Annotated in this window: 20 protein-coding genes; 13 read left to right on the forward strand and 7 right to left on the reverse strand. The window is 65.1% G+C overall.

Going from position 1 to position 23,744, the window contains the following annotated elements; genetic code table 11:
- Positions 1-321: 321 nt before the first annotated feature.
- From BKK79_RS14725 to nadC, 3 genes are all read left to right on the forward strand, one after another.
- A complete protein-coding gene (locus BKK79_RS14725; protein ID WP_071015170.1) occupies positions 322-1,512 on the forward strand; it encodes a DesA family fatty acid desaturase in 1,191 nt (396 codons plus the stop codon).
- Between the two features lie 184 nt (positions 1,513-1,696).
- Positions 1,697-2,851, forward strand: coding sequence for a quinolinate synthase NadA (gene nadA / locus BKK79_RS14730; RefSeq protein ID WP_071037932.1), 1,155 nt, complete (start codon positions 1,697-1,699; stop codon positions 2,849-2,851).
- Positions 2,848-3,720 carry a carboxylating nicotinate-nucleotide diphosphorylase gene (gene nadC, locus BKK79_RS14735; protein WP_071015164.1) on the forward strand — a complete coding sequence of 291 codons (873 nt, stop codon included), beginning with the start codon at positions 2,848-2,850 and terminating at the stop codon, positions 3,718-3,720. Before nadA ends, nadC begins: the two co-directional genes overlap by 4 nt.
- 49 nt (positions 3,721-3,769) lie before the next feature.
- Here nadC and nadB read toward each other — a convergent pair whose 3' ends face one another.
- The 4 genes from nadB to radC form a co-directional block, all read right to left on the reverse strand.
- Positions 3,770-5,359 carry an L-aspartate oxidase gene (nadB, locus tag BKK79_RS14740; RefSeq protein WP_071037933.1) on the reverse strand — a complete coding sequence of 530 codons (1,590 nt, stop codon included), beginning with the start codon at positions 5,357-5,359 and terminating at the stop codon, positions 3,770-3,772.
- A gap of 155 nt (positions 5,360-5,514) precedes the next feature.
- A complete protein-coding gene (gene rpmG, locus BKK79_RS14745; protein WP_010814980.1) occupies positions 5,515-5,685 on the reverse strand; it encodes a 50S ribosomal protein L33 in 171 nt (56 codons plus the stop codon).
- 12 nt (positions 5,686-5,697) lie between these two features.
- On the reverse strand, positions 5,698-5,931 hold the full coding sequence (gene rpmB, locus BKK79_RS14750; RefSeq protein ID WP_006575661.1) for a 50S ribosomal protein L28: 234 nt from the start codon (positions 5,929-5,931) through the stop codon (positions 5,698-5,700).
- Between the two features lie 253 nt (positions 5,932-6,184).
- Positions 6,185-6,859: a RadC family protein gene (radC, locus tag BKK79_RS14755; protein WP_071015160.1), complete on the reverse strand. Its 675-nt coding sequence runs from the start codon at positions 6,857-6,859 to the stop codon at positions 6,185-6,187.
- Positions 6,860-8,131: 1,272 nt separating this feature from the next.
- Between radC and ltrA the strand changes: the two genes are divergently transcribed.
- From ltrA to ispH, 3 genes are all read left to right on the forward strand, one after another.
- Positions 8,132-9,847, forward strand: coding sequence for a group II intron reverse transcriptase/maturase (ltrA, locus tag BKK79_RS14760; RefSeq protein WP_071037934.1), 1,716 nt, complete (start codon positions 8,132-8,134; stop codon positions 9,845-9,847).
- Between the two features lie 97 nt (positions 9,848-9,944).
- Positions 9,945-10,436 (forward strand): FKBP-type peptidyl-prolyl cis-trans isomerase, encoded by a 492-nt coding sequence (locus tag BKK79_RS14765; protein WP_071015154.1) that lies wholly within the window; start codon positions 9,945-9,947, stop codon positions 10,434-10,436.
- Positions 10,437-10,508: 72 nt separating this feature from the next.
- Positions 10,509-11,468, forward strand: coding sequence for a 4-hydroxy-3-methylbut-2-enyl diphosphate reductase (gene ispH, locus BKK79_RS14770; RefSeq protein ID WP_071015152.1), 960 nt, complete (start codon positions 10,509-10,511; stop codon positions 11,466-11,468).
- Between the two features lie 506 nt (positions 11,469-11,974).
- Here ispH and BKK79_RS14775 read toward each other — a convergent pair.
- The gene (locus tag BKK79_RS14775) at positions 11,975-13,297 is read right to left on the reverse strand and encodes an IS5 family transposase (protein WP_071037935.1); all 1,323 of its coding nucleotides are present in this window, start codon (positions 13,295-13,297) and stop codon (positions 11,975-11,977) included.
- A gap of 432 nt (positions 13,298-13,729) precedes the next feature.
- On the opposite strand from BKK79_RS14775, the gene BKK79_RS14780 reads away from it, so the two are divergent.
- From BKK79_RS14780 to BKK79_RS14800, 5 genes are all read left to right on the forward strand, one after another.
- Complete coding sequence (locus tag BKK79_RS14780) at positions 13,730-14,926, forward strand: branched-chain amino acid ABC transporter substrate-binding protein (protein WP_071015149.1); 1,197 nt, start codon at positions 13,730-13,732, stop codon at positions 14,924-14,926.
- 215 nt (positions 14,927-15,141) lie between these two features.
- A complete protein-coding gene (locus BKK79_RS14785) occupies positions 15,142-16,077 on the forward strand; it encodes a branched-chain amino acid ABC transporter permease (protein ID WP_071015147.1) in 936 nt (311 codons plus the stop codon).
- 13 nt (positions 16,078-16,090) lie between these two features.
- A complete protein-coding gene (locus BKK79_RS14790; protein ID WP_071015144.1) occupies positions 16,091-17,251 on the forward strand; it encodes an ABC transporter permease subunit in 1,161 nt (386 codons plus the stop codon).
- Positions 17,252-17,264: 13 nt separating this feature from the next.
- Positions 17,265-18,041, forward strand: a complete 777-nt coding sequence (locus BKK79_RS14795; RefSeq protein ID WP_071015143.1) for an ABC transporter ATP-binding protein — start codon at positions 17,265-17,267, stop codon at positions 18,039-18,041.
- A gap of 16 nt (positions 18,042-18,057) precedes the next feature.
- Positions 18,058-18,774, forward strand: a complete 717-nt coding sequence (locus BKK79_RS14800) for an ABC transporter ATP-binding protein (RefSeq protein ID WP_071015140.1) — start codon at positions 18,058-18,060, stop codon at positions 18,772-18,774.
- Between the two features lie 102 nt (positions 18,775-18,876).
- On the opposite strand, the gene BKK79_RS14805 is transcribed toward BKK79_RS14800, so the two are convergent.
- Together BKK79_RS14805 and BKK79_RS14810 are read right to left on the reverse strand one after the other, a co-directional pair.
- Positions 18,877-20,067, reverse strand: coding sequence for an acetylornithine transaminase (locus tag BKK79_RS14805; protein ID WP_071015138.1), 1,191 nt, complete (start codon positions 20,065-20,067; stop codon positions 18,877-18,879).
- 303 nt (positions 20,068-20,370) lie between these two features.
- Entirely contained in the window at positions 20,371-21,435 is a 1,065-nt protein-coding gene (locus tag BKK79_RS14810) for a CDP-6-deoxy-delta-3,4-glucoseen reductase (RefSeq protein WP_071037936.1), read from the reverse strand.
- 9 nt (positions 21,436-21,444) lie between these two features.
- On the opposite strand from BKK79_RS14810, the gene BKK79_RS14815 reads away from it, so the two are divergent.
- Both BKK79_RS14815 and BKK79_RS14820 read left to right on the forward strand, forming a co-directional pair.
- Positions 21,445-22,431, forward strand: coding sequence for an NAD-dependent epimerase/dehydratase family protein (locus BKK79_RS14815; protein WP_071037937.1), 987 nt, complete (start codon positions 21,445-21,447; stop codon positions 22,429-22,431).
- Positions 22,432-22,773: 342 nt separating this feature from the next.
- The gene (locus BKK79_RS14820) at positions 22,774-23,730 is read left to right on the forward strand and encodes an ABC transporter substrate-binding protein (RefSeq protein WP_071015130.1); all 957 of its coding nucleotides are present in this window, start codon (positions 22,774-22,776) and stop codon (positions 23,728-23,730) included.
- The last annotated feature ends 14 nt before the right edge of the window (positions 23,731-23,744 follow it).

The following is a 23,744-nucleotide window of genomic DNA, read 5'->3' on the forward strand; positions in this document are numbered from 1 at the left end:
AAACTCGGGAAAAAGCGGATGTCCGGCACCGCGCGATCCGGTAAAATAGCCGGTCGTCGTGGTTTGCCCAGGCATCCCGACCCCCACATGAGACAGCCGCCGGATTGCAGCGGCTCGTGCCCCGTCTCGCCAGCCCCGGTTCCTTGCCGGGAGCGGCGCCGGGCGGCGCAGCAGGGGACTCCGCCGTGTCAGGCCGGACCCGTGGCTGACGCTGCCGGATATATAGCGCAATCACCGTATTTGCAGTCCTTTTTCTGCTTCGCGCATGCGCTGCGTCACCGCGTCGCATGGCTGTACCCTGTTTAATCGATGGAGAACGGTTTGTTCGACTCTATTCTTGACTGGGCCGCCAACGGCCTTGCCAACTGGTCCTGGTGGGAGATCGTGATCTACACGCTGGTGGTGACCCACATCACCATCTGCGGCGTCACCATCTTCCTGCACCGCTGCATGGCCCACCGCTCGCTGGACCTGCACCCGGTCGCTCAGCATTTCTTCCGTTTCTGGCTCTGGCTGACCACCGGTATGGTGACCAAGGAGTGGACTGCGATCCACCGCAAGCACCACGCCAAGTGCGAGACCGAGGACGATCCGCACAGCCCGCAGACCCGCGGCATCCGCAAGGTGCTGCTGGAAGGTGCCGAACTGTATCGCGCCGAGGCGAAGAACAAGGAGACCATCACCAAGTTCGGCCATGGCACCCCTGATGACTGGATCGAGCGCAATGTCTACTCGCGCTTCGGCTGGCAGGGCGTGGGCCTGATGCTGATCATCGACGTGGCGCTGTTCGGCGTCATCGGCCTGACCGTCTGGGCCGTGCAGATGCTGTGGATCCCGATCCACGCGGCCGGCATCATCAACGGCCTGGGCCACTTCTGGGGATACCGCAACTATGATTGCGAGGACGCGTCGACCAACGTGTCGCCCTGGGGCATCATCATCGGCGGTGAGGAGCTGCACAACAACCACCACACCTACCCGACTTCGGCCAAGTTCTCGATCAAATGGTACGAGTTCGACATCGGCTGGGGCTATATCCGCGCCATGCAGGCAGTGGGTCTGGCCAAGGTGAAGAAGACGCCGCCCAAGGCACGCCTGGTCGAGGCCCGTCCGGTCGACCACAACACGCTGGAGGCGATCATCGCCAACCGCTACGACGTGATGGCCCGCTACGCCAAGGCCGTCAAGGCGGCCTACAAGGACGAGCTGCAGAAGCTGAAGGCCGGCAGCCTGCCTGCCTACCGCGACTTCAAGCCGGCTCGCAAGTGGTTCCACCGCGAGGAGGGCAAGCTGGCTGCCACGCAGCGCGAGCAGCTGGCCGACATCGTCCAGCAGAACAAGTCGCTGCACACCTTCGTGGAAATGCGCCGCGAGCTGGCCGCGATCTGGGGTCGCTCCAACCTGACGCGTGAACAGCTGCTGCAGCAGCTGCAGGCCTGGTGCCACCGCGCCGAGGCCAGCGGCATCCAGGCCCTGCAGGACTTTTCCCTGCGTCTGCGCCGCTACGCCTGATACAATCAGGCCCGCGCCCGAAAGGCTCAAGAAAAGCCCCGCCACCTGGCGGGGCTTTTCTTTTCGCTAGACTGCCCTCACATCCTGCCGACAGGTCGCATGGGCACGCCGCAGGCGGCGGGCGCAGGAGACGCTTCGGGAGGAGAGCCGGAAGCACCGGGAGTAGCCGAGGGAGTAGTACGAAATGACCCCACAGACGATCAAGACCGTCGAGTTCGAGAAGCCGAACGTGGCGGATGCCAACGGCGCCGCCGGCGGCAGTTGCGTGGCCCATGCCTGGGCCAAGGTGCCGCCGGCGCTGAACGCCGCCGAGCGCAGCGAACTCAAGGCGCGGATCCGCGCCTTGCTCAAGGCGCGCGATGCCGTGCTGGTGGCCCACTATTATGTGGACGCCGACCTGCAGGACCTGGCCGAAGAAACCGGCGGCTGCGTGTCCGACTCGCTGGAGATGGCGCGCTTCGGCCGCGATCACCCGGCCAAGACCCTGGTGGTGGCCGGCGTGCGCTTCATGGGCGAGACCGCCAAGATCCTCAGCCCGGAAAAGACCATCCTGATGCCGGACCTGGATGCGACCTGCTCGCTCGATCTCGGTTGTCCGGCCGACGAGTTCAGCGCCTTCTGCGATGCCCATCCGGACCGCACCGTGGTGGTCTATGCCAACACCAGTGCCGCGGTGAAGGCGCGCGCCGACTGGATGGTGACGTCGAGCATCGGCCTCAAGATCGTCGAGCACCTGCACGCCCGCGGCGAGAAGATCCTGTGGGCGCCGGACAAGCACCTGGGCAGCTATATCCAGCAGCAGACCGGCGCCGACATGCTGCTGTGGCAGGGCTCCTGCCTCGTCCACGACGAGTTCAAGGGCATCGAGCTGGATCTGCTGCGCCGCGAGTTTCCCAAGGCCAGGATCCTGGTGCACCCCGAGTCGCCGGCGAACGTGGTGGCCCAGGCCGACGTGGTCGGTTCGACCTCGCAGCTGATCGCGGCCGCGCAGTCGCTGGACGCCACCGAATTCATCGTCGCCACCGACAACGGCATCCTCCACAAGATGCGCATGGCTGCCCCCGGCAAGCACTTCATCGAGGCACCGACTGCCGGCAACAGCGCCACCTGCAAGAGCTGCGCGCACTGCCCGTGGATGGCCATGAATGCGCTGAGCAACCTGGCCGAGGTGCTGGAGACCGGCCGCAACGAGATCCATGTCGACGCGCAGCTCGGGCGCCAGGCCCACACCTGCATCGACCGCATGCTCGGTTTCGCTGCTGCGCAGAAGACCAATGTGCGCCCGTCGGCCGACCTGGCCAAGGAGCAGGCGCTGTTCCAGGGAGTGGGCCCGGCATGAGCACCGCCAGCATCAATCCGATTTTCGACGGCTACGGAGCAGCGCTGGCCGAGGCCTTGCAGGACAATGTGCGCGCCGCGATCGCCGAGGATGTTGGCAGCGGCGACCTGACCGGCATGCTGGTGCCGGCCGGCAAGCCGGCACGAGCGCGCGTCATCGTGCGCGAGCGCGCCGTGCTGTGCGGCCGGCCCTGGTTCGATGCCTGCATGCGCGCGGTCGATCCCGCCCTGGAGGTGCGCTGGCTGCAGGAGGAGGGCGCGCTGATGGAGGCGGATTCCGTGGTGTGCGAGATTACCGGGCCGGCGCGTTCCCTGTTGACGGCCGAGCGGCCATCGCTGAATTTCCTGCAGTTGCTGTCCGGCGTGGCGAGCGCCACGCGGCGCTACGCCGACCTGGTCGCGGGCACGCATGCGCGCGTGCTGGATACCCGCAAGACCTTGCCCGGGCTGCGCCTGGCGCAGAAGTACGCGGTCAAGGTCGGCGGTGGCGAGAACCAGCGCCTGGCGCTGTACGACGGCATCCTGATCAAGGAAAACCACATTGCCGCGGCAGGCGGCATCACTGCCGCCCTGCGCGCCGCCGAGCAGCTCGGCAGCGGCGTGTCGGTGCAGGTCGAAGTAGAGACGCTCGCTGAGCTGGAGGAGGCGCTGGCCGCCGGTGCGCGCTCCATCCTGATCGACAACTTCACCGAGCCGATGATGCGCGACGCCGTGCGCATCAATGCCGGCCGCGCCTTGCTGGAAGTCTCCGGGGGCGTCAATCACGAGACCATCCGCGCGTTCGCACAGACCGGTGTCGACCGCATCTCGGTCGGCGCGCTGACCAAGGACGTGCGCGCCACCGACTACTCCCTGCGCATCATCGAGTAGGTAACGGGCGCCGTGCGGCGCCCGTTGCCCGCCGCCGTGCGGGGTTTTCCTAGCGCTGCCGCGAAGGCGGCTGCATCACGGTCGGCAGCGCCTTGGGCAAGGTGTCGGGATAGTCGCGGCTGAAATGCAAGCCGCGGCTTTCGTGACGCGAGTAGGCGCTGTCCACGATCAGCGAGCTGACCTCGACCAGGTTGCGCAATTCCAGCAGGTCGCGCGTGACGCGGAAATTGGCATAGTACTCGCCGATTTCCTCACGCAGCAGGCCGATGCGGTGCTGTGCGCGTTCGAGCCGCTTGCTGGTGCGCACGATCCCGACGTAGTTCCACATCATGCGTCGCAGTTCGTCCCAGTTGTGCGACACCACCACCTCCTCGTCCGCGTCGGAGACGCGGCTTTCATCCCAGGCGGGCAGGGCGACGTCCGGGCGCGTGCTCTTGTCCTGAACAGCGATATGCGCGGCGGCCGCGCGGCCGATCACCATGCACTCCAGCAGGGAATTCGAGGCGAGGCGGTTGGCGCCGTGCAGCCCGGTGCAGGCCGATTCGCCGACGGCGTAGAGGTTGGCGAGGTCGGTGCGCCCGGCGGTATCGGTGACCACGCCGCCGCAGGTATAGTGCGCCGCCGGCACCACCGGGATCGGCTCGCGCGCGATGTCGATGCCCAGTTCCAGGCAGCGTGCGTGGATGGTGGGGAAGTGTTCGCGCAGGAAGGCTTCCGGCTGGTGGCTGATGTCCAGGTGGACGTAGTCCAGGCCGTGCTTCTTCATCTCGAAGTCGATGGCGCGTGCGACCACGTCGCGCGGTGCCAGCTCGGCGCGCGCATCGTGGGCCGGCATGAAGCGGGTGCCATCGGGCAGGCGCAGCAGGCCGCCTTCGCCGCGCACGGCCTCGGAGATCAGGAAGGACTTGGCATAGGGGTGGTACAGGCAGGTCGGGTGGAACTGGATGAATTCCATGTTCGCCACCCGGCAGCCCGCGCGCCACGCCATGGCGATGCCGTCGCCGGTGGCGGTGTCCGGATTGGTGGTGTAGAGGTAGACCTTGCCGGCACCGCCGGTGGCCAGCACGGTGTGGGTCGCCGTGACGGTGCGCACGTGGCCGCTGGCATCGTCCAGTACATAGAGGCCATAGCAGCGCTTGCCCGGCAGGCCCAGCTTGCCGGCCGTGATCAGGTCGATGGCGAAATGGTCCTCGAGGATGGTGATGTTGGGATGCCGGCGCGCCTGCTCGCTCAGCGTGCTCACCACCGCGTGCCCGGTCGCGTCGGCTGCGTGGATGATGCGTCGCCGGCTGTGGCCGCCTTCGCGCGTCAGGTGAAAGCCCAACTCCGCCTGCTCGTCGCGCGTGAACGGCACGCCGCGATCGATCAGCCACTGGATGGTTTCGCGCCCGTGCTCGACGATGTAGCGGGTCGCCTCCTCATCGCACAGCCCGGCGCCGGCGACCAGCGTGTCCTGGACATGCTCGTCGTGGCTGTCGCCCGAATCGAGCACGGCGGCGATGCCGCCCTGGGCCCAGTCGCTGGCGCCCTGGGTCATGGCGCGTTTGCAGAGAATGACGACCCGATGGGTCTCGGCCAGTTGCAGCGCGACCGTGAGTCCGGCGAGTCCGCTGCCGACGATGGCGACATCGAAGTTCATGATACGGGAAGGGCGCAAGCTGATGCGTGTGCGCAGGGGAGGGGAAAGCCTGAAAGTGTACACCCGCATGCCGGCCGCGGACGCAAAAAAGCCCCGCATAGGCGGGGCTTCTTGCCGGGCATGCCTGGCGGCATGCCGGGGAAGGCCAGGATCGATTACTTGATCTTGGTTTCCTTGTACGCAACGTGCTTGCGGGCGACGGGATCGAACTTCATGATCTCCATCTTTTCCGGCATGGTGCGCTTGTTCTTCGTCGTGGTGTAGAAATGACCGGTACCCGCGGTGGATTCCAGTTTGATCTTGTCGCGTCCGCCTTTGCTGGCCATGGTGTACTCCTATTAGACTTCGCCGCGTGCGCGCAGGTCGGCGAGCACGGAGTCGATGCCTTTCTTGTCGATCAGGCGCAGGCCGGCGTTCGAGACGCGCAGGCTCACCCAGCGGTTTTCCGATTCAACGAAGAAGCGGCGATTCTGCAGATTGGGCAGAAAGCGGCGCTTGGTCTTGTTGTTCGCGTGGGAAACGTTGTTGCCGACCATCGGCGCTTTCCCGGTCACTTGACAGACGCGTGCCATGAAGCACTCCTAAATCTCTATTCGTGGACAATGTCGCAACAGATCAACAGAAGGCGCACGGGCCCGGACTGCAGCGGTTTGGACTTCAGCAAAACGAGTATTGTAAACCGATTTCGAGTGGAAGATCAAGATCTTCTTGACTTCGGCCATGGCAGGTGGTGGGACGAACGCGGCGCATTGTCCTGCGATAGGCGCTCTCTCGGCATTGACTGGCGCCTGCCGTGCTCTCGTCCTGTCTCCGCCCCGCCTTACTTTACATCTGCTGGTGCTCGGCCAGCGAGTAGGCTGTGCTGCTGGTGACGATGAAGTGGTCGAGCACCTGGACGTCGACCAGTGCCAGCGCCCGCGCCAGGCTGCGCGTCATATCCAGGTCGGAGCGGCTCGGCGTGGCAGTGCCGGACGGATGGTTGTGGGCGACGATCACCGCGGCCGCATTATGCATCAGGGCATGCCGGGCCACCTCGCGCGGGTAGACGCTGGTGTGGGTCAGCGTGCCGCGGAACAGCTCCTCGCTGGCCAGCAGCCGGTTGCGCGCGTCGAGGAACAGGCACATGAAGACCTCGTAGGGCAGGTGGGCGATCGACAGGCGCAGGTAGTCGCGCACGGCTTGCGGGGAGGAGAGGTCGGTGGCCAGGCGCAGGTCCTCCGCCAGGGCGCGCCGCGTCAATTCCAGTGCCGCCTGCAGTTGTGCATACTTGGCGCGGCCCATGCCGCGCACGCGCGCCAGCGCTTGCGCGTCGGCGCCGAACAGGCGCGACAGGGAGCCGAAGCCCCGCAGCAACTCGCGCGCGAGGTCCACGGCGGTCTTGCCGGCCACCCCCACGCGCAGGAAGACGGCCAGCAGCTCGGCGTCCGAGAGGCTGGCGGCGCCGTTCAGCAGCAGCTTCTCGCGCGGCCGTTCGTCGGCCGGCCAGTCGGTGATGGGCATCGCTCGGTCTCCGTGGCAGGGGCGGGCGGGCGCCCGCGGGGTTCACCGGGATCCACCCGCTGGCGGTGACTTGGGGCGGCTTGGGGCGGCTTGCTTCGCAGTCGCTTACAATAGCGGTTGTTGTGCGACACGCATCATCGTGTCCGGGAGCTTTCCGTTAAGAGCATCGACCCTTGTTGGGACGCGGAAAGGGCTCCGGCCTGAACCGCACAACCCCAACCATCTACTTGCTTAGACTACCCCGGCCGGCAAAGCCTGGGTGTGTCCATCTGTTGCGAACGGCACCAGTTCATCGGTCTCGCTTGCAGCTTGCTTTTGCTGGACGAATGTCCAGCCATCGCCCAAAGGCGGGGACGCTCGCCTTTGGGCGGGTTACCTGTAAACGCCCCTCTTCGGAGGGAGCGGGTGGATGCGCAATGAAGTTTGATGCGCATGCGCCACATAGCTTTGAAACCGGTCCAATGGATCGGCGCTACGTTCTTTGGGACGGAGGCTGGTGCTCGCAAGAGACCGCCACCGTCAAGCGCTCGCTGGTACAGGAGCACATGAGGCAAAAAAGTGAGGTCCCGGAGCGTAAAGCTCTGTGCGTTATGGTTCAGTCGGACACGCCTGTGAAGGTGCCCGATAGAGAACCTGCTATGCGACTAGCAGTAGCCTAGGGAGACATGCGTCACTGGTAACGGTGGGGTGTGAAGCTCTCCTGACAACGTAGCCCCCGCAAGGGTGTCCACTCGCCGCGAGGCGAAGGGGCAGAGACTCCGAGCAGCAACGGGGTTGAGGAGCTAGGCTGACTGGCATGGGCAACATATGTGAACTGCTGATAAACGCCGTGACTATTGAAGTGCCAAAGCTGCTGACAGGCACTAACCAAACGGTGTGTGGTCGGTTACCTCGCTGGCAACTCGGGGTACGTCGCCAATGCGACCACCGGCGGAAAGGCAGGCCCTAACCCAGCCGTGTAACGTGCAGGGAACGTGGTAAGCCCGTATGGCTGCCGGAGCGCAGTACGGCTTCGGCAGGCGGACCGTAAGGGACGCTGTTGGCTGTGCGGGTATGGGAGGTTGGAGAAAGCGAAGGCCGGGCTGTAATGGTTCGGATAGGGGGTGAAACATTCCTCCACGCGAAAGCGGGCAGACTTCCAACTGGTCTTTCGTCGCAGGACGACTGACTGAACTCGCTTGTGAAAATTTCTTCCCTTGAGGGGCAATGTGTCCCTCAGGGGGCATGTTGTCTCTGGCTGTCGAGGGGAACTTCTCAAGACAGGAGAGCAGCATGGAAGCATTGATCCGTAAGGATGAATCTGCGCTCTCCGGCGTGCCGCAACGTTGGGGCGCCATCAACTGGCGCCGTATCGAGCGGAACGTTCGGGCAATGCAGATTCGAATTGCGAAGGCAACACAGGAAGGGGACTGGCGCAGGGTGAAAGCCTTGCAGCGATCCCTGACCCGCTCGTTTTCCGCCAAGGCATCGGCGGTCAAGCGAGTGACGGAGAACCAAGGTAAGCGAACGGCAGGCGTCGATCGCGAACTGTGGGACTCGCCTGAAGCCCGATGGGAAGCCATCGGGCGGTTGAAGCGCCGGGGGTATCGGCCCATGCCATTACGGAGGGTCTACATCCCCAAAGCCAACGGGAAGGAGCGCCCTCTGGGCATTCCGACCATGTTGGACCGAGCCATGCAGGCGCTGTATCTGCTGGCGCTGGAACCGGTGTCCGAAGGGACGAGCGATCCGAACTCCTACGGGTTTCGGATCAATCGGTCCACCGCGGATGCCATGTCCCAGCTGTTCCTCAACCTGTCCAAAAAGGCCTCGGCCCGATGGATTCTGGAAGCGGACATCCGGGGTTGCTTCGACCACATCAGTCACGACTGGCTGGAACACAATGTCCCCATGGACAAGGTGGTCCTTCGGAAGTGGTTGAAGGCTGGCGTGGTATTTCAGGGCCAGTTTCAGGCGACCGAAGCCGGAACGCCGCAGGGAGGCATCATTTCCCCGACGCTGGCTAACGTGGCACTGAATGGGTTGGAAGCCCAACTTGCGGAGTTCCTTAGAGCGAAGCGAGGGGTTGCCGGCACAAGAAGGGCCAAGGTGAATGTTGTGCGCTATGCGGACGACTTCGTGATCACCGGCGAGACGCCGGAGGTGTTGGAACACGAGGTGAAGCCGTGGGTAGAACAGTTCCTAGCAGTGAGAGGGCTGTCGCTGTCGACGGAGAAAACGCGGGTCGTCAACATCGCCAAGGGCTTTGACTTCCTCGGGTGGAATTTCCGGAAGTACTCGGGAACGTTGCTCATCAAGCCAAGCAAGAAGAACGCACAAGCGTTCTATCGCAAGGTCAAGGAGGTCGTCAGTGTCAACAAGACGGTGAGGCAGACGGATCTGATCCGGATGCTGAACCCGATGCTACGGGGTTGGGCGCAGTATCACAGCCCCGTGGTAGCCAAGACGGCGTTCACACGCATGGAACATGTCGTATTCAATGTTCTATGGCGGTGGGCGAAAAGGCGGCATCCTCAGAAGTCTGCCGACTGGGTGCGAAGCAAGTACTTCGCAACGGTTGGAAGGCGGAATTGGGTGTTTGGGACCAAGCTCGTGAACGGCGACGGCAGTGAAGGTTGGTCGGAGTTGTACTCGCTCGCGGGTACGCCGATCAGGCGACACAAGAAGGTTCGAGGGGACTACCATCCCTTCGACCCAGCGCAGGAGATGTACGGGGAATCGCTACGTCAGGAGCGTATGCTAGAAGGCATGGCGCACCGAAAGCAGTGGATTCGCTTGTATGTCTCGCAGCGGGGCTTGTGCGCGTTGTGTCAGTGCAAGATCACTAAGGAATCGGGGTGGCACGACCACCATATCGAGTACCGTGTGCACGGTGGCTCGGACGCCTTAGGGAATCGCGTTCTGCTACACCCGAACTGCCACGCCCAGGTGCATGCTAGAAGTATTGATGTTGTGAAGCCGGCTTCTCCGGTAGGAGAAGCGATGTAAAGGCTTGAGCCGTATGCGGGGAAACTCGCACGTACGGTTCTTAGGGGGGAGCAGGCCAGCAATGGTCTGCTCCTACCCTACTACCGGTTGAACACCCATGAATGTGCAAACTTTTGCCTCGGAGGCGGCAGGGGAGCAGGCGCCTGGTCGCAAGACCGTGCAGGCGGACTCCTTCCTGACGCTCCACTACAGCATTTCCCTCGAGAACGGTACGGAGATCGTCAGTACGTTCGAGGACAAGCCCGCCACCCTCCTGCTCGGCCAGGGCCAGATGGCCCCGACGCTGGAGCAGGCACTGCTGGGCATGGCCGAGGGCGACCGCACCACCTACCGGCTGGCGCCGGAGCATGGGTTCGGTCCGCGCAATCCGGAACTGCTGCAGCGGGTCTCGCTGGCGACCCTGCGCGAGAACAGTTCCTTCGAGGAAGACTATGCGCCGGGCGACCTGGTGGAATTCAATGCGCCGGGCGGCGGCAAGTACGCCGGCGTGCTCAAGGAGATCGGCCCGACCTCGGCCCTGTTCGACTTCAACCATCCGCTGGCGGGGCAGACCATCCTGTTCGACGTCCAGCTGATCGGGATCCTTTGATGCTTCGCCGTCCGGCGGCCGGAGCGCGGCATCCGCGCCCTGCGCCGGCGGCTCTCCTCTAAGAACTGCAGCATGTCTGAACTCAACACCGCCAACGACGCCGAGATCCTGCTGGCCCAGCCGCGAGGCTTCTGCGCGGGCGTCGACCGCGCCATCGAGATCGTCGAGCGCGCGCTGCTGCGCTTCGGCGCCCCCATCTACGTGCGCCACGAGATCGTGCACAACGCCTACGTGGTGGCACAACTGCGCGAGAAGGGTGCCATCTTCATCGACGACCTGGCGGAAGTGCCCGAGGGCTCGACGGTGATCTTCAGCGCGCACGGCGTCTCGCGCCAGGTGCGCGACGAGGCCGCCTCACGCGGCCTGACCGTGTTCGATGCAACCTGTCCGCTGGTGACCAAGGTCCACGTCGAGGTTGGCAAGATGCGCGCCGAGGGCTGCGAGATCATCATGATCGGGCACAAGGGCCACCCGGAGGTGGAGGGCACCATGGGCCAGGTCGAAGGCGGCATGCTGCTGGTGGAGTCCGCCGAGGACGTGGCGCGCCTGCAGGTGTCCGACCCGGCCCGCCTCGCCTACGTGACCCAGACCACGCTGTCGGTCGACGAGACCCAGGAGATCGTGGCGGCCCTGAAGGAGCGTTTCCCGCTGGTCAAGGAACCGAAGAAGCAGGACATCTGCTATGCCACGCAGAACCGCCAGGATGCCGTCAAGTTCATGGCGCCCCAGGTGGAGGTGGTGATCGTCGTCGGCAGCCCGAACAGCTCCAACTCCAACCGCCTGCGCGAACTGGCCGCGCGTCTCGGCGTGCCAGCCTACATGGTGGACTCGCCTGACCAGGTGCAGCCCGAATGGGTGGCGGGCAAGCGCCGCATCGGCCTGACCGCGGGCGCGTCGGCGCCCGAGGCGCTGGCCCAGTCCATCGTCGAACGCCTGCGTGCCCTGGGGGCCAGGCAGGTGCGCGCGCTGGAAGGCATCGAGGAGAACATGTCGTTCCCGCTGCCGCGCGGCCTGCAGGCCGATCTCGCCTGAATCTGCACGAATCTTCCGGGCCGGGCATCCGGCCCGGCCGCCGCCTGCTTTAAGCGCACGGCTGCCCGTGCATCGACAGCAGGCGGGGCAGGCGCCGTCAGTCGGACTCCGCGTCCTCCTGCCCCTTGCCGCGTTCCCGCCCACGCCCTCCCCACGCTCCTCGCCTTTCCCCTCCGCCTGGCGCCCGCCACGATGACTGCCGTTGCCGGCCGGCATGTGATGCCTGATTCCCCGGTTCGCCATTCCAGTGCGCTGCGCCGGAATGGTGCATGGCGTGCGCAGCGGCTGCCTGGTAAATGCCGCTGAATGCACCGGATCGCAGCCGGATTATATCCACCTGTCTGTGGGGAAAGACAAATAAGGGTAATCCCCATTTATCGGGTTTTCCCTATTATGGTGCGGGCGGAACATTCTGCACATTAGGAATAGCTTCAGCTATATAGGAATGGAGCACATATTTAATTAGTCGGCCCTGAATAATTCCCTCTGCGGGCTCGCCGAGCGCTTCAGCGAAGTGATGTGGCGAGCTGCTCGAGATGTAGGGAGCAAAGAAACCAGGCAAAAAGAAGCCGCAGCTTCCGCAAGATCAACCGGATGTTATGGCCTGCGCCGCAGAGGACTGCATGCAGGGCATCGCCGAGTGTGCCCTTCAGCCAATTGCGATCGAGCTTGCCGTCGGCCTTCATGTGCCCAATGGCAGGCTCGATCGCACTGCGCCGCCTAATCATCGCTTTGATGACTCGGGTAACACCTCGCTTTTGGCCTGAGCGCAGGATGCGGATGCCATCCACCTCTGCACCGCGATAGCCGCGGTCCACCACGGCAATCTCCGGACGGACGTTAGAGAGAATCTGGGCCTGCTCGAGCGCCTCGTAGAGCGTGTGACCGTCATACGGGTTGCCGGGCATGGAGCGAGAGCCAATCACCAGCCCTTCCTTGTGCGTCGTCGTGATCGACACCTTCACACCGAATTCATACGGCTTGCGGGCTTTGCCCTTGCTGATGCACTCAACCTCCGGCGCATGCAAGGCGTACAGCTTGTTCTTGTCGTCGGTGCGCTGTGTCAGCAGTCGGTGTACTCGTGCCAGGAGGTCTTGCAGTGCGTTGCGCTGCGGTTCGGGCACGGCACCAAGTTGGCGCTCCACATCCCGATACACCCGCCCGACGCGCGAACGCAGGGTCCGCAGGGTGCGCCGCATGCGCGTGTATTGCTTCGCATGGGCGTAACGCCCGATCTGTGCGGCGAGTCTCGGTGCCTCGCGGTTGTAGTTCTGCCGCAGTTTCAAGCCCAGCCGCTTCGCTGCCTTCACCAAGTGCACTCGGCCTCGTTCCAGCAGGCGCGAATCCGTCGGATGTGCCACCGCCTTCTCCATGACGGTGGTGTCAACGATCACGCGTCGCAAACTCGACTCCCTGACTGCACCGGCACGCCGGGCCGCCTCAATCGTGTGCGCCAGCAATTCCTCGACGCCCGCCTCACCCAGCCGGCGACGCCAGCGTGACAGGCTGGACGGATCAACCGGCGGATCGGTCTGCAAGTACGTCTCGCCTGTGAAGAACTGCCAATAGGGATTCTCCACCCAGCCCCACACCACGTCTTCATCGGACAGGTCGAATGCATGCTGCAGGTACAGCAGGCCGGCGATCAGTCGCGGGCGTGTCGCCGGGCGGCCACGCTTCGAAATGAAGCTCTCCGACAGCGCTTGCTCCAGGGCCTGCCAGTCGATCAGCCCCGCCAGTTGCACCAAGGGGTGGCGCATGTTGATTTGCTCAGCCAGCGGCTGCTTGAACAACTCGCCAGTCTGCGGCGTGATCGGCGTTGGGCCCATTCAGACCTCGTCGGAATTTGCAGGATTCTGTGTGCCAATATGCCTCATCCTTGCAATTCCTGATATCCGCTTCTTCCCTCAATGCCTTGCTACGCCTGGCTTTCCGGGATTGTTCAGGGCCGACTAATTAAGCTCAATCTGAGTGCTTCTTTCTTTACAAAACCCATGTTTGGAGGCGGTAGGCACGAATCTTGTTAGGTTTGAGGCGGGGACCCGCCGGTTGAGCGGGAATTGCCCCAATCTGGGCATTGGGGAAATTCCCTAGCTCAATTAACGGGTTATTGAATCAACTTGTTGCGTCGCATATTGCGTCCGCGAAGAAAGGGGATACAATGCGCGCGTTTCAAATTGAAACAAGACAAAAGGCGGTCCAGGGAAAACGTCCGGGAGGCGTTGCTGTTCCCTGCTCTTGTGAATCCTAGGAGATCACTCATGCAAATCACGTTGGCCAAGATTGTGCCGATCGCAGCAGCTGTGGCACTGGTCGCAGGTTGTGGCAAGAAAGAGGAAAAGCCCGCCGAATCGGCCGCCTCGGCACCGGCGGCAGCCGCGCAGGCCGGCGGCGAGACGGTCGTCAAGATCGGTCATGCGGCGCCTCTGACCGGCGGCATCGCACACCTGGGCAAGGACAACGAAAACGGCGCCCGCCTGGCCGTGGAGGAAGTCAACGCGAAGGGCCTGGAGATCGGCGGCAAGAAGATCAAGCTCGAGCTGGTCGGCGAAGACGACGCAGCGGACCCGAAGACCGGCACCGCCGTCGCGCAGAAGCTGGTCGACGAGAAGGTCGTGGCCGTGGTCGGCCACCTGAACTCGGGCGTGTCGATCCCGGCCTCCAAGATCTACAGCGATGCCGGCATCGTGCAGATCTCGCCGTCCTCGACCAACCCCGACTACACCAAGCAGGGCTTCAAGACCACCTTCCGTGTGGTGGCGACCGATGCCCAGCAGGGGCCGGCGCTGGCCAACTACGCGGCCAAGAACCTGCATGCCAAGAGCGTGGCCATCGTCGACGACGCCACCGCCTACGGCAAGGGTCTGGCCGACGAGTTCGAGAAGACCATCAAGGCGGCCGGTGTCAACGTGGTCGCCCGCGAGGCGACCAATGACAAGGCCACGGACTTCAAGGCCATTCTGACCAAGATCAAGGGCAAGAAGCCCGACGTGATCATGTACGGCGGCATGGATGCCACGGGCGGTCCCTTCGCCAAGCAAGCGAAGGAACTGGGCATCGGCGCCAAGATCGTCGGCGGCGATGGCGTCTGTACCGACAAGGTGGCCGAGCTGGCCGGCGACGCGGTCTCCAACATCATCTGCTCGGAGGCCGGCCTGGCGCTGTCCAAGATGGAGCAGGGCGCCGACTTCGAGAAGCGCTACGAAGCGCGCTTCAAGTCGCCGGTGCAGATCTACGCGCCGTTCACCTATGACGCCGTGATGGTCATCGTCGACGCCATGAAGCGCGCCAACTCGACCGATGCGGCGGCCATCCTGGCCGAGATGCCCAAGACCAACTACAAGGGCCTGATCGGTAATATCGCCTTCGACGAGAAGGGCGACATGAAGGAGGGCACCATCACGCTGTACGAGTACAAGGACAAGAAGAAGACTGTGCTCGACGTCGTGAAGATGTAAACCGGGGTTTATCGGCCCGAATGGACGGCACCGTACATACCTTGCGGTGCCGTTTTTTTAGCCTTGCTCCTTGTGGCGCCGCCCTTACCGGGGCGGCGCAGGGCAGGCCGCTTACCAGCTATCGACTTTCCGCTACCCAACCCGTCACGTACCATCGCCCCCGGCATCCACACCATGCCGTGCCGCAAGGCCAGGGGCTGAAGTAGGAGCTTTTCATGGATATCCTTATCCAGCAGATCGTGAACGGCCTCGTGCTCGGCAGCATCTATGCTCTGATCGCGCTCGGCTACACCATGGTCTACGGTATTCTCGGCATCATCAACTTCGCCCACGGCGACGTCCTGATGTTCGGCGCCATGACCGCGCTGTCGGTCATCCTCGGCCTGCAGAAATTCGCCCCCGGCCTGCCCGACTGGCTGATGCTGGTGATCGCCACGCTGGTCGCGATGCCGGTCTGCGCGCTGGTCGCCTACACCATCGAGCGGGTCGCCTACCGGCCGCTGCGCAACGCGCCCAGGCTGGCGCCGCTGATCACTGCGATCGGTGTCTCCATCATCCTGCAGACGCTGGCGATGATGATCTGGTCGCGCAACCCGCTGACCTTCCCGCAACTGCTGCCGTCCGATCCGATCGACATCGGCTCGACCGGTGCCACCATCACCGGCAAGGAGATCGTCATCATCGGCATGGCCCTGATCGTGATGTCGGGCCTGCTGGCGCTGGTCAACCGTACCAAGCTGGGCCGCGCCATGCGCGCCACCGCCGAGAACCAGAAGGTGGCCGGACTGATGGGGGTGAACCCCAACTTCGTGATCTCGGCCACGTTCATGATCGGCGCGACGCTGGCGGCGCTGGCCGGCGTGATGATGGCGACGAACTACGGCAACGCGCACTTCTACATGGGCTTCATTCCCGGCCTGAAGGCCTTCACCGCCGCAGTGCTGGGCGGCATCGGCAACCTGGCGGGCGCCATGGTCGGCGGCATGCTGCTGGGCATGATCGAAGCGCTCGGCGCCGGCTATATCGGCGACCTGACCAACGGCGTGTTCGGGTCGAACTACCAGGACGTGTTCGCCTTCATCGTGCTGATCATCGTGCTGGTGTTCCGTCCGTCCGGCATCATGGGCGAACGTGTCGCCGACCGGGCTTGAGGAGGATTGCATCATGACTACCCAGATCCCCTCGTCCGCCGCGCAGGCAGCCGCGCCGTCGCGAACGCCGGCCAAGACGCTGGCAGCGCTGCTGGCCTTCCTCGCGGTAGCGCTGTTCGCGCCGTTCATCGTGCAGACGCTCGGTGGCAACTATTGGGTCCGCGTGATGGATTTCGCGCTGATCTACATCATGCTGGCGCTGGGCCTGAACATCGTGGTGGGCTTCGCCGGCCTGCTCGACCTCGGCTACATCGCTTTCTACGCGGTGGGTGCCTACCTGATGGCGCTGCTGGGCTCGCCGCACCTCAGCAACCAGTTCGAATGGATCCATCAGCTGTTCCCCAACGGACTGCACCTCAGCGTCTGGCTGGTGCTGCCGCTGGCGGTGCTGGTGGCGGCCACCTTCGGCGTGCTGCTCGGTGCACCGACGCTCAAGCTGCGCGGCGACTACCTCGCCATCGTCACGCTGGGCTTCGGCGAGATCATCCGCATCTTCATGAACAACCTGGACCGCCCGGTCAACATCACCAACGGGCCCAAGGGCATCACCGCGGTCGATCCCGTCCACCTGTTCGGATTCGATTTCTCCAAGGCGCACGAGATCTTCGGGCTCAAGCTCACACCGGTGTTCCTGTACTACTACCTTCTGGTGGCGCTGGTGGTGGTGATCGTCTTCATCTGCCTGCGCCTGCAGAACTCCCGCATCGGTCGTGCCTGGGTGGCCATCCGCGAGGACGAGATCGCGGCCAAGGCGATGGGCATCAACACCCGCAACATCAAGCTGCTCGCCTTCGCCATGGGCGCCTCCTTCGGCGGCGTGTCGGGCGCGGTGTTCGGCTCCTTCCAGGGCTTCGTCTCGCCCGAGTCCTTCGTGCTGTGGGAATCCATCTACGTCCTCGCCATCGTGGTGCTCGGCGGCATGGGCCATATCCCGGGTGTGATCCTCGGCGGCATCCTGCTGGTGGGCTTCCAGGAACTGCTGCGCGCGACGGCAGGGCCGGTGCAGAACATGCTGTTCGGCACCGTGCTGGTCGATGCCGAAGTCTTGCGTCAACTGCTCTTCGGTCTCGCCATGGTGGGTGTGATGCTGTACCGCCCCGCGGGCCTGTGGCCTTCGCCGCGCAAGGAAGACCGCCCCGTGGCGCGTCGTGCCGGCAACGTAGGCCGTTTCTGAACAGGAGGACAAGATGAGCCAAGACAACACCCTCCTGTCCGTGCAGGGGGTCAACAAGCGTTTCGGCGGCCTGCAGGCGCTGTCCGATGTGGGCCTGCAGATCAAGCAGGGCGAGATCTACGGCCTGATCGGCCCGAACGGTGCCGGCAAGACGACCTTCTTCAACGTCATCACCGGCTTGTACACACCCGACTCGGGCGAATTCCGCCTGGGCGGCCAGCCCTACCAGCCCACCGCCGTGCACGAAGTGGCCAAGGCCGGCATCGCCCGCACCTTCCAGAACATCCGCCTGTTCGGTGACATGACGGCCCTGGAGAACGTGATGGTCGGCCGTCACGTGCGCACCAAGGCCGGCCTGTTCGGTGCCATCTTCCGCCCGCCTTCGGTGCGGCGCGAAGAGGAATCGGTCGAGGACATGGCCCACGATCTGCTGGAATACGTCGGCATCTCCAAGTATGCCAACTTCACCTCGCGCAATCTCTCCTACGGCCACCAGCGCCGCCTGGAGATCGCCCGCGCGCTGGCCACCGAGCCCAAGCTGCTGGCGCTGGACGAACCGGCCGCCGGCATGAACGCGACCGAGAAGGTCGAGTTGCGCGGCCTACTCGACAAGATCCGCAGCGACGGCAAGACCATCCTGCTGATCGAGCACGACGTGAAGCTGGTGATGGGCCTGTGCAACCGCCTGACCGTGCTGGACTACGGCAAGGTCATCGCGCAAGGGTTGCCGCAGGAGGTGCAGAGCAATCCTGCCGTGATCGAGGCCTACCTCGGCGCGTCGGCGCATTGAGGGCGGGAGACGGCAAATGAAACAGACAATGCTGAAGATTTCGGGCCTGAAGGTCGCCTACGGCGGCATCCAGGCGGTCAAGGGCGTCGACCTGGAGATCGCCGACGGCGAACTGGTCACGCTGATCGGTGCCAACGGCGCCGGCAAGACCACCACGATGAAGGCCATCACCGGCATGCAGGGCTGGGCCGGCGGCGACGTCGAGTACATGGGCAAGTCCATCAAGGGCGTGCCCAGCTACCAGCTGCTCAAGCAGGGGCTGGCCATGGTGCCGGAAGGGCGCGGAGTGTTCGCGCGCATGACCATCACCGAGAACCTGCAGATGGGGGCCTACACGCGCAACGACGACGCCGGCATCAAGGCCGACATCGAGCGCATGTTCGGCATTTTCCCGCGCCTGAAGGAGCGCGCCAACCAGCTCGCGGGCACCATGTCGGGTGGCGAGCAGCAGATGCTGGCGATGGCGCGCGCGCTGATGAGCCAGCCCAAGCTGCTGCTGCTGGACGAGCCTTCGATGGGCCTGTCGCCCATCATGGTCGAGAAGATCTTCGAGGTGGTGCGCGACATCTCCGGCCAGGGCGTGACGGTGCTGCTGGTCGAGCAGAACGCGCGCCTGGCGCTGCAGGCGGCGCACCGCGGCTATGTGATGGAGTCGGGGCTGATCACCATGAGCGGCGACGCCAAGCAGATGCTGGACGACCCGAAGGTACGGGCGGCGTATCTGGGAGAGTGAGGGCGGGCGGTTTTCCGCCCGCCGCAGGCCTGCTCCCTGTCCCGCTTGCGGGAGAGGGAGCCAAGACCTTGTGCTTGACGCTCGGTCTTGGCGTGGCGCGCTTCAGGCCAGCTTCTTCAGCAGGCCGCGCAGCATGCCGATCATCAGGTCGATCTCTTCGCGTTCGACGTTCAGGGCCGGCATGAAGCGCAGCAGGTTGGGGCGCGGCGCGTTCAGCAGCAGGCCCTGCGGCTGCAGTTCGCGTGCTTCCTCCACCAGTTGCGGGCCGATGTCGCGGTTCAGCACCAGCGCGCGCAGCAGGCCTTCGCCGCGCTCGCCGCCGAGGCCGAACTCGCCGGACAGGGCCAGCAGCTGTTCGCGCAGGTAGGCGCCCTTGTCCTGCACGCTCTGCAGGAAGCCCGGCGCGGTCAGCTGCTCGATCACCGAGCAGCCCACCGCGGTCATCAGCGGATTGCCGTTGTAGGTGCCGCCCTGGTCGCCGGCTTCGAAGCTGGCCACGGCCGCCGTGCACATCAGGGCCGACAGCGGCACACCGCCGCCGATGCCCTTGCCCAGCGTCATGATGTCCGGCTGCACGCCGGACAGTTCGTGCGCGAACAGCGTGCCGCAGCGGCCGCAGCCGGTCTGCACTTCGTCGACGATGAACAGCAGCTTGTGCTTGTCGGCGAGCGCGCGCAGGCCTTGCATGAACTCGCGCGTGGCGGGGATCACGCCGCCCTCGCCCTGCACCGGCTCGAGCATGATACCCACGGTCTTGTCGTTGATCAGCGCCTCGACCGACGCCAGGTCATTCAGCTCGGCCTTGGGGAAGCCCGGCACCTGCGGCGCGAAGATGGTGTCCCAGCCTGCCTTGCCCGACGCGCTCATGGTGGCGAGCGTGCGGCCGTGGAAGCTGTGGTCCATCGTGATGATCTCGTAGGCGCCGTCCTTGTGCTTGCGGCCCCACTTGCGCGCCAGCTTGATCGCACCTTCGTTGGCCTCGGCGCCGCTGTTGGCGAAGAAGACCTTGTCGAAGCCACTGTGGTCGGTCAGCAGCTTGGCCAGCGCGATCATCGGCTCGTTGTAGAAGGCCGGGCTCGGGTTGATGATCTTGTGCGCCTGCTTGGTCAGTGCCTCGATCATGCCGGGGTTCGAGTGGCCCAGGCAGTTGACCGCCCAGCCCTGCACGAAATCCAGATAGCGCTTGCCGTGCTGGTCCGTCAGCCACGAGCCCTTGCCTTCGGTGAAGACCAGTTCGGGCCGGTTGGTGATGTACATCAGGGATTGGACGGGAAACTCATCAGCAAATGCCATGGCGGACTCCAGGGGTCGGCGTGGGTCGGGAGAGGCGGAAAGCCAGCGAAGAAAGCGGAAACAAAAACAAAAAGCCACGGGGGTTGCCCGTGGCTTGTTGACCTGAACAGACGCTGTCGACGGTCAGCCGCGCGGCACCCCGGTGGGGAGCGACGTACGGAAGCTGCGTCGGGTATTGGTTGCGTAGTTCATGGCGGCAAATATAAGGCGCATGCGCCCGGGTGTCAAAGCGAATGTTGGCGGTCCCGGGCATCGCGGCCGTGCTGTTGCGTGAAGGGGACGCCTGCACCTGCGCCGGGGCGCTCAGGCGGCCGGCTTGTCGCCCGCCGGATGCAGGTCCGCTTCCGAGGTGAACGAGTCGGCGAAGAAGGCGTCCTCATGCAGGCAGCACGTCGAGGTGAAGTCGCGGCGGGCGGCGTTGACCATCACCGGCGCGCCGCAGGCGTACACCTCGTGGCCGGACAGGTCCGGGTGGTCGGCCATCACTGCCTGGTGCACGAAGCCCGTGCGGCCCTGCCACTGATCCTCGGCCAGCGCATCGGACACCACCGGCACGTAGCGGAAGTTGGGCAGTTCCCGCGCCCATTTCTCGCACAGCGCGTGCAGATACAGGTCGCGCGGGCGTCGTCCGCCCCAGTACAAGGTCATCGGCCGGGTGATGCCGGTGTAGGCGGCATGCTCGACGATGGCCTTGATCGGCGCGAAGCCGGTGCCGGAGGCCAGCAGGATGATGGGCTTGTCCGACTCCTCGCGCAGGAAGAAGCTGCCGAGCGGGCCTTCGAAGCGCAGGATGTCGCGCTCCTTCATGACCGGCGCACCTTCCTTGGCACCGAACACATAGTCGGTGAACACGCCGCCCGGCATGTGGCGGATGTGCAGTTCGAGCGGGCCTTCCTCGTGCGGCGGGGTGGCGATCGAGTAGCTGCGGCGCTTGCCGTCGCGCAACAGGAATTCGACATACTGGCCGGCCAGGAATTGCAGGCGCTCGGTGGCCGGCAGTTGCAGCCGGACCACGACCACGTCGTCGGCAGCGCGTTCTAGCCCGACCACGCGGCAGGGCACCTTTTTGATAGGGATGTCGCCGGCGCCGTGTACTTCGCGGCACTCGATGGTGATGTCCGAGCTGGCCGTGGCGCAGCAGAACAGGGCACCGCCTTCGGTCTGTTCCTGCTGCGTCAGCGCGGAAGCGGCGTGATCGCCCTGGACCACGGAGCCGTTCACCACCTGGCCCTTGCAGGAGCCGCAGGCGCCGTTCTTGCAGCCGTAGGGCAGGCCGATGCCCTGGCGCAGGGCCGCGCTCAGGATGGTTTCGTCGGCTGCCGCCTCGAATTGGCGGCCGCTTGGCATGACGGTAACTTGATAAGCCATAATCACTTGATGAGCAAGAATCCTAAGCCTTCGCGCCTGCGGCGCCCGCGCCTGCTGATTGTCGGTTGTGGCGATGTGGGGGGGCGCTGCCTCGCACTGCTGGCGGCGCGCCTGCGCATCTTTGCCGTCACTTCCCAACCCGGGCGTCGCGACGCCTTGCGCGCGGCCGGCGCCGTGCCGCTGGTGGCGGACCTGGACCGGCCGGCAAGCCTGGCGCGCCTGCGCGGACTGGCCGGGCGGGTGCTGCACCTGGCGCCGCCGCCGCCGCAGGGCGAGGACGATCCGCGCACCCGGGCGCTGCTGGGCGTGCTGCGCCGCCGTCCCTGGCGGCGTGCCCGGCATGCCGGCGCCCCCCGCCGGGGCAAGCCCGGTATTCTACCCGAGCGGGCCGGGCACCGGGCGTTTGAACCGGGGCGGGCGGGCCGGCCGGCGCTGGTCTATGCCAGCACCTCGGGCGTCTACGGCGACCTCGGTGGCGCGCGCGTGGATGAGACGCGGCGTCTCAGCCCGACCACGCCGCGGGCACGCCGCCGGGTAGCGGCCGAGCGTGCCGTGCGCCGCTTCGGTGCCGCCGCCGGCTGGCGGGCCGGCATCGTGCGCATTCCCGGCATCTACGCCGCCGAGCGGCTGCCGCTGGCCCGCCTGGCGCGCGGCACGCCCGCGCTGGTGGCGCAGGAAGACGTCTACACCAACCATATCCATGCCGACGACCTTGCCCGCGTGCTGGTGGCTGCCCTGTTCCGCGGCCGGCCCCAGCGTGTCGTCCACGCCAGCGACGATTCCGAGCTGCGCATGGGCGACTACTTCGATCTCGTCGCCGACCGCCGCGGGCTGCCACGCCCGCCGCGCCTGACGCGCCGGCTGCTGGCCGAGCAGGTGGAGCCGAGCCTGCTGAGCTTCATGAGCGAGTCGCGCCGCCTCGACAACACCCGCCTGAAGCGCGAACTGCGCGTGCGCCTGCGTTACCCCACGGTGGCGGATTTCCTCGGCACCTGAGCCTCCCCCGGCGCTGGCCGGGCATGCCTCTTGCTGGGATTGCCGGGTTTGCCATTCCTGTCTATACAACACAGCTGGCGTGGTGCCGGTGCGCTTCGGAGCGGTGCGCGGGCACAGGGCCAGCGCCGGACTGGTGCACGATACGTGCCGCATACAGCATGACTTTCGGCTCATATCGGTTATTTCCCGGAAAAGCACCCGGGAAAGTCCGAAATTGTTTTGTATATACAGGCTTGCTAGATTGCCCGGAAACAGAAGGCGCCGCCGCGACGGCGCCGCCGCGGAGCACGCCGCCCGAAGGGGTGCCGGCGTTGCCCGCACACCAGCCTAGGAGAGCCAACCATGGGAATTCGCAGTCTTCGCCGTGCCGCCTGCGCGGCCTTCGTCCTGTCCGCGGCCGCTGGCGCCGCCCACGCCCAGAACACTCCGGTGACGCTGGGCATGAGCGGCTGGACCGGCTTTGCACCGCTGACGCTGGCCGAGCGCGCCGGCATCTTCAAGAAGCACGGCGTGGATGTGGAGATCAAGATGATCCCGCAGAAGGACCGCCACCTGGCGCTGGCCTCGGGAGCCATCCAGTGCGCCGCCACCACGGTGGAGACGCATGTGGCGTGGAATGCCAACGGCGTGCCGATCACGCAGATCGTCCAGCTCGACAAGTCTTATGGTGCCGACGGCCTGGCGGTGCGGGCCGACGTCAAGGGCTTCGCCGACCTGAAGGGCAAGACGGTCGGTGTCGATGCACCGGGTACCGCGCCTTACTTCGGCCTGGCCTGGATGCTGCGCAAGAACGGCATGACGCTGAAGGACGTGAAGACCGTCACGCTGTCGCCGCAGGCGGCCGCGCAGGCCTTCGTCAGCGGCCAGAACGACGCCGCCATGACCTACGAGCCCTACCTCTCCTCGGTGCGCCAGAATCCCGACAAGGGCAAGATCCTGGCTACCACGCTCGACTACCCGATGGTGACCGACACGCTGGGCTGCGCACCCAAGTGGCTCAAGGACAATCCCAAGGCGGCCCAGGCGCTGGTGGACAGCTATTTCGAGGCGCTGGAGATGATCCGCAAGGAACCGGAAAAGTCCAACGAGATCATGGGAGCCGCCGTCAAGCAGACCGGTGAGCAGTTTGCCAAGTCGTCCGCCTACCTGCGCTGGCAGGACCGCGAGGCCAACCGCAAGTTCTTCGGCGGCGAGCTGGCCAGTTTCAGCAAGGAGGCGGCCGCGGTACTGCTCGAGATCGGCGTGATCCGCCAGGTGCCGGACGTGACGGCGCTGTATGACGCGCGTTTCCTGCGCTGATCGGATGGTGAGGC

Source organism: Cupriavidus sp. USMAA2-4 (assembly GCF_001854305.1).
Taxonomy (GTDB): Bacteria; Pseudomonadota; Gammaproteobacteria; order Burkholderiales; family Burkholderiaceae; genus Cupriavidus; species Cupriavidus malaysiensis.

Bases quoted from the DNA above. Each gene is read 5' to 3' on its own strand.
- BKK79_RS14780 (WP_071015149.1), top strand. From the start codon at position 13,730: ATGCAAATCACGTTGGCCAAGATTGTGCCGATCGCAGCAGCTGTGGCA.
- nadA (WP_071037932.1), top strand. From the start codon at position 1,697: ATGACCCCACAGACGATCAAGACCGTCGAGTTCGAGAAGCCGAACGTG.
- nadB (WP_071037933.1), bottom strand. From the start codon at position 5,359: ATGAACTTCGATGTCGCCATCGTCGGCAGCGGACTCGCCGGACTCACG.
- nadC (WP_071015164.1), top strand. From the start codon at position 2,848: ATGAGCACCGCCAGCATCAATCCGATTTTCGACGGCTACGGAGCAGCG.
- BKK79_RS14800 (WP_071015140.1), top strand. From the start codon at position 18,058: ATGAAACAGACAATGCTGAAGATTTCGGGCCTGAAGGTCGCCTACGGC.
- BKK79_RS14810 (WP_071037936.1), bottom strand. From the start codon at position 21,435: ATGGCTTATCAAGTTACCGTCATGCCAAGCGGCCGCCAATTCGAGGCG.
- BKK79_RS14815 (WP_071037937.1), top strand. From the start codon at position 21,445: ATGAGCAAGAATCCTAAGCCTTCGCGCCTGCGGCGCCCGCGCCTGCTG.
- ltrA (WP_071037934.1), top strand. From the start codon at position 8,132: ATGGAAGCATTGATCCGTAAGGATGAATCTGCGCTCTCCGGCGTGCCG.
- ispH (WP_071015152.1), top strand. From the start codon at position 10,509: ATGTCTGAACTCAACACCGCCAACGACGCCGAGATCCTGCTGGCCCAG.
- BKK79_RS14805 (WP_071015138.1), bottom strand. From the start codon at position 20,067: ATGGCATTTGCTGATGAGTTTCCCGTCCAATCCCTGATGTACATCACC.
- rpmB (WP_006575661.1), bottom strand. From the start codon at position 5,931: ATGGCACGCGTCTGTCAAGTGACCGGGAAAGCGCCGATGGTCGGCAAC.
- rpmG (WP_010814980.1), bottom strand. From the start codon at position 5,685: ATGGCCAGCAAAGGCGGACGCGACAAGATCAAACTGGAATCCACCGCG.
- BKK79_RS14765 (WP_071015154.1), top strand. From the start codon at position 9,945: ATGAATGTGCAAACTTTTGCCTCGGAGGCGGCAGGGGAGCAGGCGCCT.
- BKK79_RS14820 (WP_071015130.1), top strand. From the start codon at position 22,774: ATGGGAATTCGCAGTCTTCGCCGTGCCGCCTGCGCGGCCTTCGTCCTG.
- BKK79_RS14785 (WP_071015147.1), top strand. From the start codon at position 15,142: ATGGATATCCTTATCCAGCAGATCGTGAACGGCCTCGTGCTCGGCAGC.
- radC (WP_071015160.1), bottom strand. From the start codon at position 6,859: ATGCCCATCACCGACTGGCCGGCCGACGAACGGCCGCGCGAGAAGCTG.
- BKK79_RS14795 (WP_071015143.1), top strand. From the start codon at position 17,265: ATGAGCCAAGACAACACCCTCCTGTCCGTGCAGGGGGTCAACAAGCGT.
- BKK79_RS14790 (WP_071015144.1), top strand. From the start codon at position 16,091: ATGACTACCCAGATCCCCTCGTCCGCCGCGCAGGCAGCCGCGCCGTCG.
- BKK79_RS14775 (WP_071037935.1), bottom strand. From the start codon at position 13,297: ATGGGCCCAACGCCGATCACGCCGCAGACTGGCGAGTTGTTCAAGCAG.